This window comes from Rhodopirellula maiorica SM1 (genome assembly GCF_000346295.1).
GTDB classification, from domain to species: domain Bacteria; phylum Planctomycetota; class Planctomycetia; order Pirellulales; family Pirellulaceae; genus Novipirellula; species Novipirellula maiorica.
Genome location: NZ_ANOG01000956.1, coordinates 1 through 12,128, shown reverse-complemented (window position 1 = coordinate 12,128; position 12,128 = coordinate 1). Strand labels below are relative to the sequence as shown.

12 protein-coding genes and 1 pseudogene are annotated in these 12,128 nt (G+C 51.4%); 11 read left to right on the top strand and 2 right to left on the bottom strand.

The features are described 5' to 3' along the window. Both RMSM_RS30620 and RMSM_RS30615 read left to right on the top strand, forming a co-directional pair. Positions 1 to 281, top strand: a pseudogene (locus tag RMSM_RS30620) (hypothetical protein); the annotation flags it as partial. 42 nt (positions 282 to 323) lie between these two features. After that, positions 324 to 1,757, top strand: coding sequence for a hypothetical protein (locus RMSM_RS30615; protein ID WP_008706638.1), 1,434 nt, complete (start codon positions 324 to 326; stop codon positions 1,755 to 1,757). A 785-nt stretch (positions 1,758 to 2,542) separates the two neighbouring features. On the opposite strand, the gene RMSM_RS30610 is transcribed toward RMSM_RS30615, so the two are convergent. Continuing rightward, positions 2,543 to 3,712, bottom strand: a complete 1,170-nt coding sequence (locus RMSM_RS30610) for a toprim domain-containing protein (RefSeq protein ID WP_008706634.1) — start codon at positions 3,710 to 3,712, stop codon at positions 2,543 to 2,545. Positions 3,713 to 3,794: 82 nt separating this feature from the next. Here RMSM_RS30610 and RMSM_RS30605 point away from each other — a divergent pair, with 82 nt between their 5' ends. The 9 genes from RMSM_RS30605 (at position 3,795) to RMSM_RS30565 (ending at position 11,376) form a co-directional block, all read left to right on the top strand. Next, on the top strand, positions 3,795 to 4,625 hold the full coding sequence (locus RMSM_RS30605) for a replication-relaxation family protein (protein WP_008706632.1): 831 nt from the start codon (positions 3,795 to 3,797) through the stop codon (positions 4,623 to 4,625). Positions 4,626 to 5,287: 662 nt separating this feature from the next. Then, on the top strand, positions 5,288 to 7,474 hold the full coding sequence (locus RMSM_RS30600; protein WP_008706629.1) for a type IV secretory system conjugative DNA transfer family protein: 2,187 nt from the start codon (positions 5,288 to 5,290) through the stop codon (positions 7,472 to 7,474). 341 nt (positions 7,475 to 7,815) lie between these two features. Next, positions 7,816 to 8,502, top strand: a complete 687-nt coding sequence (locus tag RMSM_RS30595; protein WP_390173656.1) for a JAB domain-containing protein — start codon at positions 7,816 to 7,818, stop codon at positions 8,500 to 8,502. Between the two features lie 188 nt (positions 8,503 to 8,690). Continuing rightward, positions 8,691 to 8,975 (top strand): hypothetical protein, encoded by a 285-nt coding sequence (locus tag RMSM_RS30590; protein ID WP_008706624.1) that lies wholly within the window; start codon positions 8,691 to 8,693, stop codon positions 8,973 to 8,975. Positions 8,976 to 9,201: 226 nt separating this feature from the next. Next, complete coding sequence (locus RMSM_RS41475; RefSeq protein ID WP_008706622.1) at positions 9,202 to 9,369, top strand: hypothetical protein; 168 nt, start codon at positions 9,202 to 9,204, stop codon at positions 9,367 to 9,369. A gap of 209 nt (positions 9,370 to 9,578) precedes the next feature. Further along, positions 9,579 to 9,908 (top strand): DUF2958 domain-containing protein, encoded by a 330-nt coding sequence (locus tag RMSM_RS30580; RefSeq protein WP_236622370.1) that lies wholly within the window; start codon positions 9,579 to 9,581, stop codon positions 9,906 to 9,908. 95 nt (positions 9,909 to 10,003) lie between these two features. Then, a complete protein-coding gene (locus tag RMSM_RS30575; RefSeq protein ID WP_008706618.1) occupies positions 10,004 to 10,294 on the top strand; it encodes a hypothetical protein in 291 nt (96 codons plus the stop codon). A gap of 127 nt (positions 10,295 to 10,421) precedes the next feature. Continuing rightward, complete coding sequence (locus tag RMSM_RS30570) at positions 10,422 to 10,766, top strand: hypothetical protein (protein WP_008706615.1); 345 nt, start codon at positions 10,422 to 10,424, stop codon at positions 10,764 to 10,766. Between the two features lies 1 nt (position 10,767). Then, positions 10,768 to 11,376 carry an HNH endonuclease gene (locus tag RMSM_RS30565; protein ID WP_008706613.1) on the top strand — a complete coding sequence of 203 codons (609 nt, stop codon included), beginning with the start codon at positions 10,768 to 10,770 and terminating at the stop codon, positions 11,374 to 11,376. Between the two features lie 40 nt (positions 11,377 to 11,416). Here RMSM_RS30565 and RMSM_RS41470 read toward each other — a convergent pair. Next, positions 11,417 to 12,128, bottom strand: a 712-nt coding sequence (locus RMSM_RS41470) for a hypothetical protein (protein ID WP_040770313.1), incomplete at its 5' end; no start/stop codon positions are given.

The window sequence follows — 12,128 nt, the reverse complement described above, 5'->3', positions numbered from 1 at the left end:
CCGAACTACTTGAAACACAGCTAGATAGAAAAGACGACCAGATAAAGCGTCAGGATGATCGAATGCAGGAAACGCACATTCTGATGCAAGATTTGCAGAAACGATTGTCGTTGGCCGCGCCCGCTCCAGAAGCGATCACAGTTGACGAAGTGAAAGACACGAAGCCAGCGGGGAAAGCGTCAGCGAAGAAAGATTCCAAAGAAAAAACTAAGAAGTCGACAACCGCAAAAAAAGAGAAACAGCGTGGTTTGTTTGGCGGACTATTTCGACGAGCGAAGTAGGGGAGTTCACTTCATCCTTCGTTCATTCATCTACTCATTCTGTTGAACCCTTCCCCGAATCAAACTCGGCCCGCAACATCTCGACCGAAGACGTCGCGGTACTGCGGACTTGCTCAACATACACTCGTTGAACACGCATTATGTCCGCTTGATGCATCGAAAGCGATTCAACCAGGACTGCTCTATGATGCTTCGTATCAGTACACCGATAAGAATCGGAACCGCAAGACGGCTCATGCCCAAGTCGCTGCCCCGTTTGGATTGTCACCGAACGACGAACTGTATCTCTATGGCTTGCTCTCACTAACGTTCGCTCAAAGCGAACCTAGCGTTGATTTCTATGCGACACCGCACTGGTGTTTGAAGCAACTTGGGATTGTTGATGCGAAACAGAATCAAGCAAAACGCTATCAGCTATTCCGCCAAGCGATTCGCCGGATCGCAGGAGTCGTGTACACGAACGACCATTTTTTCGATCCGGTACGAGGAGAGCATCGCGACGTCGCATTCGGCCTATTGAAGTATTCGCTACCGGTTGATCCAGCTAGCAGTCGTGCGTGGCACTTCGTGCACGATCAGCAATGGTTTGCATTCTGTCAGGCTGTGCAGGGAAGTTTCTCATTCGATTTTCACACCTATCGCCAGCTCGATTTTGCCTCGCGAAGAATGTTCTTGCTTCTTCAAAAGATGTTTCATCGTCTTGAGTCAACGCCAAGACTTGAACTGCGATCTTTAGGAATCGAAACACTTGGCTTCAACGACGGGCTGGCCACGAAGGAAATCAAACAGAAACTCATTCGCGTAAGTGAAAACCTTCTGGACCTGAAAGCAATCAAGCTGCCCATCGGTTGCAAGACTGTTCGCGACCTCTTTCAAAAAGAGAGCAAGGGTATTTTCACAGTGACGTTTCACCGTGGGAGTTACTTTGACGGAAAACCTTATCGAACGGTATTCACCGCCGAAGATTCACCGCTTTTTGATCCGTTGGAGAAAATCGGTTTTGATGCAGCGACCATCAAGCGGCTGCTCAATCAATACAAACCGAGCCTAATTCAGCAATGGTCAGACATTACGCTGAGTGCAATCGAACAAAAGAGAATCAATCAATCGCCAGAGGCGTTCTTTTCCTATCACGTCAAACTAGCCAGCCAACAAAAGACAACTCCACCCGACTGGTGGCGGGAACTACGTCGTCAAGAATTCACACAGCAGCGTGCAAACCAAAGTGAAGAAGGGGACGAGGATAAAGCATTCGATGACTTCTTGGCACAAGAAGGTCGCGAAGCATTCGAGCGAGTGATGAATAAATTGTTCACGAGTCTTCGCGATAGCGGACAGACCGAAGCAGAGGCGCGAAACAATGCTCGCTACACAGCACGCGTCAACATGCGTCGAACGTTTCGTGAAAAGCCTGGCAACCGATCAACGAGTGGAATGACAAATGCCGCTGATCTACTTAAACGATGGCAACAATAATGACTGCGACATACCGCACTTGGCGTCACTTTTTTTTCTGTCCGTCCCCGTACCTGTCGTCACCTTTTCAAGGTTTACTGCCGCACTTGGCGTCACCTTTTTCAAATCTATTGTTTGTCGATATTCCCTTCATGAGGACCCAAAAACATGTTTTGAACTTCCAAAACAGCTACGCCAAAGAATTTGTACAAAGAATTTGTTATCAAAGGGCGGGCGGAACCCGCTATTGATTGAATAAATTTACTGGTTTGTTTTCTGACTTTCGGTAGTCAACCAACATGATTAAACACCACAAAAAGGAAACAATAACTCGACCATTGATTGACACGTCGGGTGCAATACAATCGTCGCAGCTTTCGTGTCAGGTTTCGCGACAGGGGACTGCACGCTCATCTTGGCTTAGAAAAGCCGCTCTCGACACCACTGTGAGGGCTCCGCGTCGACTGGACTAACGTCCGCGACCCCAGGCGGCTTTTCGACTATCGCGGACGGAGCCACGGCGAACCCGCCTGGGGTCGCGGACACTCGCTCCGCTCGGTCCTCGACGCGTCGCCGCACACCACTTCACCAGCGGCAAAGCCGCCGCCAAGCGCCGGACGAAGTCCGGCTACCGCCATGGCACCTCTCTTCACTTATTCCAAAATGCAACGCTAACGCGTCTCCCTGCGTCGATCGCTATCGCAACGACTTTCACCATGCCGGAGAAAAGCGCGGAGCTTCAACGCCCGTAAAACGGTGTTTTCTTCACTGGTGACTATCGTCACCTATAGTCAACTCCGAATCGGCTAAGCCGAAAGAGTCTCGCGAATCGCTGCCCATTCTTCGTCCGTCAAATCCTCGGGCTGACGCCCTCGCATCATTCCGTCGTGGGTGTTGCTCGTGAATCCAAGCCGCGTTTGCACGCCTGCCTCTGATAATCGCCACAACAATTCCTTGAATCCGGCTTCGCCTTCTTCATCACAATCCGGCAAGAGCAACGCTCGGTTACCGCCCGCGTTTTTCGCGAAACGGACTAACTTCTCTATTTGATGATCGGTCGCCTTATTGCTTCCTAATCCTACGGCGGCAACGCCTAATTTCTCCATCCGGAGAATCTCATTTTGGCCTTCGCAGATCGCCAGGCCATATTTACGCAACGACTCTTGAACATAGGGTTCTTTCAATCGATCGGCGTGCCCGCCATACAACTCCAGGCCACGCTTATAACCCGAAACGTACCGGTGTTTATTTGGCTTCTTGCCCTCTGGTTTACCATCGCGGAGCCACTTCGTCCATTTTGTTTCAAACGAGAGATCTCGCCCCGAGTAGCTAACCACTTCGCCACGCTCGTTACGGTGAGTGTAGACGAGATAGTTCTTGCGAAAAAGGCTACGGCCGTTGCCGGGAATCCAGCCTACACCCCAGGCTTTCATTTGCTCGGCTGTCAGCCATGGTCGCTTGCGAACGTATTGAGCCGCTTCGGGATTCATCTCAGCCACATCGACAACGAGGTCATCACATAAGTTGGCTAGCTCACGTGCCGCCTCCTTTTCATGACGAATCATCGGCACGTTGACTTCTTTGGTCGCAGGCTTTGTTTCCGTGAAGGCTGCGGGAGCCGACTTGGTTGCTGCTTTTGCGGGTTCAATTTCGGCCAAACCATTGATCTCTCGGAGTTTTGCGACTGCGTCTTTGAACTCTTGTCCGCGAAGTCGACCGCCAGTCGGAGCTCGATGATTTTCAAGCCCAAAGATCAACACAAGTGCGTTCCCTGCAACGTTGCATGTATGGCAGTACAGACGTTTCGCAGCGTCAAGTTGCACGGCAAGGTTGCCGTATTTGCTATCGCTACAGGCTTCGTTGAAAACGCACTTCATGCGATGCTCACGGGCACCTGCCGCTGGCATTGGCAGCCCGTAATGTGAAAGTACAAGTTCAAGCGGTGTTTGAGCGATCAGATCGTCAATGTCGCTCATATATGAAGCTGCTTTTCGAGAATTCATGCAAGAGGAAAGGGGAGTGATTCGTTGTTAGTTATGGTACGCTCACTAGTACTCCATGGCAAAAGAAAACGGCACCGCGTTGACGGCACGTGATCTGGAAATCCTGACGAGTCTTGATCGCATTCCCATGACACCACGACAACTTCAAGTTGTCAGCGAATCGTTTCGCCAACCGTTTTCCGATGAGGCACTAGTTCGCCGGCGACTCGGGCGTTTGAAAGACGCTGGCTTTTTACAAGCGTTCCCGTACTCACTGGTTAGTGAGGGGCGAGCTCCAAAGTATTGGAAGCTGACTCGTGCTGGGTACCGAATCATCTACGGATCGGACGCTTCTCTTCCTGGACGTCGATACTTTTCGGAGGTGTCCGCTGGCCATCATGTTCACGCACATTCGCTTGCTTCGATGGTGGCTCATCTTGAGGCTTCAGCGGCACGGCACAACATCGAAATGGATCAGTACGCTCGTGAAAATTCGATCAAATTTCACTCCGGGCAATCACACGTTAGCCCCGATGGAGCGTTTCGGTTGTTGCATCGATATGAATCCGCCCGCCCGTACTCCTTCGTAATCGAGATGGACAATGGGAGTGAGCGCGTTCGAAGCAACAAAGATATCGAATCGATCCAACGAAAGGTGCAGACCTACGATCACCATCAGTCTCGCTATAAGCGAGATGATCCAGCACGTTATTTAGTTCTCTTCGTGACGACGCGAAGTGAAAGGCGTTTAGAACACGTTCTATCGACTTGTAGCAGTCTCATTCGCAATCCAGATCGCACACTGTTTCTTGGTGCTACACTAGAGGCCCTGCTAGCTGTTGATCCGTTCTCAGAGCCGGTACTCCAAAGCAACAACGGGTTGCGAAGGACGTTGGTGCCACGCTGATATAGTTTGCGCGGCTCATCAATATTCAACTGTACTATTGATTTGTTCTTACCGGTACCCACATGTTGTTGCAATTTTTGCAACGATAAAGCTGTTTGTCGATGCGGATGTATTCGATCAAGTCATTGAGGAAGATGATCAAACATATGAGTGGAATAACGATTGTCGATAATGTGAGCAAGAACACTATCAACGAGACAATCATTCCAGTGATGTACCGTTTAGATCTCTGTTTCGTCTTAAAGGACTTGCAATTTGGACATTGAGGGTTTGTTTTCATAAAAACGTTGGTAGACAACGTTACGTTAAAGCTATTGCCGAAGGCAGTCAAGATTTTAGCGTTTAGAGAAATTGACAAACTTGCGTGACGATTGGGGGCAAAAACTGCTATTCTGAGTTGCCGACTGATTTGTCTGATGAGTCATCATCCAACGTACCGCTCCTATGCGTGCTGCCCCTTCCTCCGCAACTCAACCAGCGATCCTGGGCGAATGCAGGTTGCGTCTCTTCGCTCCGCACCGCTGGACCAGTGTCGAACACACTCGGACCGAGAAGGGAATGGGTATCGGAATCCTTGATGTTCAGCTGACATCGATCGACCTCGTCTCGGCTTGGCCGTCACTAATGGCCTCGCCGAGCGAGTAGACCTACCGTTGATTTGCATGCTGCATCAGTTCACATATCCCACCGGCAACCAAATTGGACCGGAGGCGATGGCCGGGGTATTGCGGAGTGTTCATGCCGCCAATCGTGAACGCCATTCGGTCGAGCTAATCCTTGCGGACCGGGAAGGAAGTATTCAGTTTTTCATCGAATGCCCAGTGGAATTGAGAGCGATCCTACTGGTGCATCTGCTCGACGCATTTCCTGGGGCAAAATTGGAGCGGTGCACTGATTCGCTTTTGCAGCGTCATCGACCCAACCTATTTCAATGCATCTTGCTGCGTCCGCAACTTCCATTCGAGTACTTACGCCGTCAATTCGATCGGCATGATCCAATGACCGCGGTGCTTAGTTTGCTGAAGAACTCAGGGGCGACGCGGAGTCATGCACGGATCACGGTTCGGTTGTGGCCGGCTCGTGAATCACGTTGCCGTGCAGCCGAACGCTCCTTTCGTTTACACCACGGGCGATGCTACAGCAAAGCAGTTCAGCAGTCGTTTGTTCGCGGGGTCGTTCATGAGAGCCGAATCGTGCGGTTGATGTCGCGTCTTTTGGCCCCAGTCTTTGTGCGAAAGTCGATGCGTTCGCCAGAACCAGGCGATAAATTGACCGATTGTTTGTTTGAGACCCAAGTGTGCGTTGAAGTTCAATCGGACGAAACAAACGTAGCGGTCGCCAGTGAGAAACTGACCGACATCGCCGGTGCTTTTGCCTTGTTCGCCTCAAATGAAAATCAATTCACGGTAGCTGCTGCAGGTTCGGTGCGGCCCGTGGGCCACGCCGGCTTGTTGACCCCCAACGAGATCGCGTTGATGTGGCACCCTGTTAAGGCTGAGGTGCAAGTGTCGAAGCTGCAGCGTATTGAAAGTGTCGAGGTTGAACCGCCGATTGAATTACCAATCCAGGGCCGCCACGCTCGCCTCACTCCTCTTGGTCGCACAGCGTATCGCAAAGACAAACGTCTTGTCGGATTACCGATTGAATCACTTCGCAGGCATGTCTATGTGACTGGAAAGACGGGAGTAGGGAAGTCATCGCTGATGCTTTCGATGATGACCACCAACATGCGTGACAATCTTGGCATTGCGTTGATCGATCCGCACGGGGATCTATACTTGGATGTCTTGTGCCAGACGCCCAAGCGACGAACGAATGAACTCATTCTGTTTGATCCAGGCAGTGACCAAGAGCTTGTGCCGTTCAATCCGCTGGACACATCAAGCGGAATTGACCGTGGCCGAGTCGCTGATGGTGTCTTGTCCGCGTTCGTAAAAGTTTTCGGACTCGATACGGCAACTGCTCCACGCTTGCTGCACATCTTTCGAAGTGCACTCTACACACTTGTGGAACAACCGGACGCGACGTTGATCGGAATCAATCGACTGCTGACGGATACAGCCTATCGTAAGGCAGCGGTTGCTCGCGTGAGCAATCCTGCTGTTCGCGAGTTTTGGCACGGGGAGTTTGGGCGATGGCACGAACGCGACCGGGCTCAGTTCTTGGCGTCCTTGCAGAACAAACTCGGTGCGTTTCTTTCCAATCGGCAACTGCAATTGATTCTTGGCCAGCCCAAGAGCGGGTTCAATCTTCGTCGCGTGATGGATGAGGGTGGCATTCTGCTCTGCAATTTATCGAAAGGGCGGCTCGGAGAAGACTCGGCCAATTTGCTTGGTGCGTTGTTGCTCAGTTCGTTGCAATTAGCAGGGGAGTCGAGGGCAGATATTCCGGAGAGCGAACGTCGAGACTTCGTGTGCTACGTGGATGAACTGCAAAACTACTCGACGACTGCTTTGGCGACGAGTCTTTCCGAAGCTCGTAAGTATCGAGCACCATTGTTCGTTCTGGCAAACCAGTATCGCGAACAGTTAGCCCCTGAACTGCGTTCTGCCATCATCGGTAACTGCGGATCGGTTGTCACGTTTCAAGTGGGCTCGGAAGATGCCCCGTTTTGGTCACGGCACTTTGGAGGAGCGGTGACGCCGGAGAGCCTGATGGCAATGCCCAAGTATCATGCCGTCGCGAACATCCTGATTGACGGAATGCCGTCTGGCCCGATGACGATCAAAACGATGCCTCCACCAATTGGTATTGGGGCCAAGGTGGAGAAGTTGAAGCGACAGTCGCTGCGGCAATTCGCAAGGCCACGAGTTGAACTGGAGCAGCACACCGACGCCTTGTTCGGATAAAGTGTCATGTTTTCTTGGCTCTTGCTTTGACCAGTGGCATTCTGTTCGTCAGCATGCAACGACAACTCCATTTTTGGAATGATGGCGCTGACATCCAAGACAACGGTGAAGCTATTGATGCACCGAAGACAAACGCGCCGCTTGAGCAACTTGAGGTGACCAGGAATGATATGCGGGAACTGTTTGTCAATCCCGATCGACAGCACTATTACGACGGACTTCCCCATGAACAGTGGCCGGCCCCCGAAGTAAATCGTGATTCGATCACAGTCGATCGAATTCGTAATGACATTGATGGCCCAGCTCATCGTTTCGAAATCCGCCGTCACGATTACGTTGAGGTGTACATTGATGTAGAGACAGTCCGATATGGCTTTGTTGTCGGTATCTCAAATAAGCGACAGCAGGTTCGCGTGGCGATCGACGGAGAAGAATCGGAAACTTGGTACGACACTGCGTGCGTGTTCCCAGCGATCGAGCGAGAAGCACCAGTGAAAGGGCAGCCGACCAATGATGACGAGCAGGTCGGTGAAACTGTAGAATCGTTAAGCGTCCAAGAGCAAGTTGAAAGACGCATCCAGAAACAGTCGCACTACACGTCGCTCAAGATTGTCTCGCTTGTTCGTGTCGGCTCGATGAAGGGACGCCATAAATTGACGAGCACGAAGGAAGCGTGCGAGTTTTTTCGTCAATATTGGATGGAAAATCCTTCGCCAGATCAAGAAAGGTTCGTAGTGAGCCTACTCAACACCAAGCACGTTGTGCAAGGTGTCGTGATGATTACGCAAGGAACGTTAGATGCTTCACTTGTGCATCCAAGGGAAGTTTTTCGACCTGCCATCCTCGAATCATCAAGTGCCATTTGTCTCAGTCACAACCATCCTTCGGGCGACCCCAGTCCAAGCCGCGAAGATCATCAGGTAACAGAACGCCTTACTGAGGCGGGCAAATTGCTCGGTATCACAGTTTTGGATCACATCATCTTCGCAGATGGCACGAATGAAGCCGTGTCGCTGCGTGAATGCTGAGTGAACAATCTCATGGGAAGTCCGCAATGAGCGAGTGCCAGTAACGGCAAGCGGTCCAAGCTTGGCATTCTCGGAATATCTTCAGGATCAAGGTTGTCTGTACCAGCTCCACCTTGATCCAGAATTCCGGAATGCAGCTTTTTCACCGTGGCCTACTGGCCGCTCATTTTAACTTTCCCATTTTTTCAATGTTCAATCTTTACCATCACGGGCAGCAACATGTCAAAATTTTCACCGGCCGCTATGCCGACAACGATCAACTCTACGTTGCTCTCGAAGATAAGAACGGTGAACTGTACGCCGACCTCTCCGTCTGCATTTCCGGCATCCCTCTGGCCAGAGACGAGTTCGTCTTCAAAACGTACAGCGGTAACGAGGGACTACTAGAGGCCATGATGCACACTCGACGAATCAGAGTCGTTCGCATAGTCAACCCGACGTTGGGCATGCTGCCAGTCTGTCGCTTGACGTAGTCTCAACTGCAGGCCGTGATCGCATGGATGAGTTGCTACTGCTTTCAATTCTTGCCGCAATCACACTTAAACAGATTGATGATCGAGGACGAACACTCATTCAGGGACCGAAACGCATGAGCCGAAACATTTACCAGATGTACCACGACAATGGAGATTCCGCTGGCTTTTTTGTCGACGAGATTCGTGGAGCACAGTCGTTGCCAAAGTCTTGTCGATCGACGGTATGGAAAACGGCGTCCTCGCGGGAGCACCGCCCTATCACGGCAATCCGCCCGTGCTGATGACGGTCTATCGGAACGATGGAACCATTCAGAAAGAGTCTGAGTTAATGTCTTGCCCTGGAACTTATGCGTACACGCAAGTCGAACCGCCGTTCGTATCGAAGCAGTGAAGCCAGGAATCGTTGTGTTGGTCGTGAGTTGCGTTCGTGCATCAACGGATCGTGGGTGAGAAATCATTGCCGATGGGGCACGTCCAGAAAGCACAATCATTCGCTGACGTGTCAAAAGCTTCCTGCGGCTCTGCTTTGTGACACCGCTCTTGATTGTGCAGAAGAAAACGTGCCCTCAGCGGCAAATTACTTTCTTTCCCCTTTCAATCGTGATACGTCCACGAACCAAATCACCGGCACACAGACTTCTTACCAAAGGCATCTTGGCCAAGCTTCCCGCACTCGGAGCGACCTCCGAAAACCGCGATCCGATCGTTCAGGTCAAATGGTTCACACCTGATGCCAACTGGACCTGGTGGGTCATCGAATACGATCCTGAATCCCGAATCGCTTACGGGCTGGTTCGCGGTCTCGAACTGGAATTCGGAACCTTCACACTCGACGAGGTCGAAGATCTGCGAGGTGCACTCGGGCTACCCGTCGAACGCGATCTGCACTTTGATCCGCAACCCGTTTCCCAAGTGACGGACCAACCATAGTCGCGTGAATCAAGAGGCTCTCGATTTTCGAGGGCCTTTTTCTCGTATGAAAAAGCGTGGTCAGGTATGCTCAGCAGCGACGTCCCCGCTCATCCATGCCGCTTCCCAAACTCAAGATGCAAGAGATTCCGTACGACCATCCGGACTCTTGTTGTCGATTCGTTGCCAGTGAAGAAAAACCGCTGCTATCGACGCCTGCCGCAATCGAGATGTACTCGCATCAAACTGTTCTGGCCTGCTATTTGGTGCTGCGAGAACTGGCTGCCCTGAAGGACGGCATCGACTACTTGCAAGTCTTCGAGGATGACACCAAGGACGAGAATCTTTGGTTTATCGAGGATGGCGATGGGGGAGCCATCACGGGCCTACTTCCATCGGACTATTGAGTTGCGAATGTTCAAAACGGTAAAATCCCTTTCTTTGTGGCGAAAATGCCCCGGTCACGCTTCCAGCGTGCGTGGATACCCTAGTAATCGCTGGCCTTTTGACCGTCTCTCGTGATACAATGAGTGCATGAAGTACGAAATCGATCTTCCCGCCGATATTCAGCATTGTCTTTCCGCTCGTGCCAGCGAGACCGGGCAAGACGTTGTGCATTTGATCCAACTTGCGGTAACGCGGTTTGTTTCAGAGGAAGTGGGTGCAAACGGAGACGGTTCTCAGTGGACGCAGGAGAGAGATGATCGTCGCTGCGAATTGATTGATCGTGAAATTGCTGGCACCATCAGTGTGCCTGAGCGTGCCGAGCTTGCCGGGCTGCAAAGAATGGCAGAGCAGCACTTCGATGAAATAGCATCGCCGCCGATGGAAGAGGCTCTCAAGCTACACAAGCGGCTACTCTCTCAACCGGATGCGTAGTGTGCCGCCTCTTGCGTTCACATACCCAGGCGGACCGCTAGTTCGTCGTCATGGACCGAGTGGTTACTCGGACGTCCAATCGTTCCGGGCATGGTTGAGAGACGAGTTTTCGTTTCGCTGTGTGTACTGTCTGGTTCGCGAGCAGTGGGGAAAGCGACTGGGCGAATTTGACCTCGACCATTTCGAGCCAGTGGCTAGCTCGCCAGAGGCGAGTTTGGAGTATGACAATCTCGTCTATTCCTGTCATGCCTGTAATCTCCGCAAAGGAAAACGGCAGGTGCCAGATCCAACTCAGGCTCTCTTAGAGTCTGCTGTCCGAGTCCATCTCGATGGACGGCTTTCAGGTTTGACCGACGATGCACGCCGAACCATCGCAGTGATGGGATTCAATTCGGCGAACCTTGTTCGATGGCGGCTTACTTGGATGCGGATCATCGACATCTGTCAAAAGAATGATCCTGAGCTCTTCGCTTCGCTGATGAGCTACCCAGACGACATGCCAGATCTGTCAACACTCACACCACCGAGCAATGCGCGTCCAGATGGAATTGGGCGTTCGTGCTACGCCCAGCGCGAACGCGGTAATCTATCCGAAGGCTTCATCGCCTAGCTCGACATTTCAATAGAAGCATTCGATGCCAAATACAGGCCTACGCATCAATGGCCCATTTCTTGGAGGTAATTCGCTCTACAACTTCTTTTTGATGCCTGACAAGGACCTCAAATAGCGACCTAGTGATATTCTCATTCGGCCGCCATTCCTTCCAAGGTGTCAATGTCGATCCACCGGTCGCAACCGCACTCTGCGACCAGATGTCTAGATCACAAACTGATAGTTGTCGCCGGTCGAGCAAGGCGACAATGAAAAGCGGACCAACCTGAGAGAGAATTAGATCATCATCGTGGAAGACGTGTCCACCCATTGCTTTGTGCATCGAAAGACTCTTGTCGAACAGGAGGAAACAATGCATTGAAAATGGCATCACGTCCGAGCGTTTTCCAAGCAAATAGTCTCTCCAACATTTGTGAGCGGACTTGATTTGACTTCGCTTGGGCAACGATTCCAGCTTTCCACAATACTCAAGAGTGCGAAGTGAAATTGAAGTGCAGAAAGCGTGAAGCTCTGCGCCATACTGGGTGGGCATTGGATTTTCCTCATCAATGGAAGCCAGCAATTCTTTGGCGTACTTTTCACTTACAGAGAAAACCTGCTCGCATGCTTTGCAATACCAGTATTGTTTTATTTGCTTAGGAAAATAGCGATTGGTTTCCAGGTTTATGAACGCACCTCCTTTGTCCCGATCGGAGACAAAATCGCGATATCCAAACGAAGGCCAGATATGGCTATTGCGAAGCTCGCGG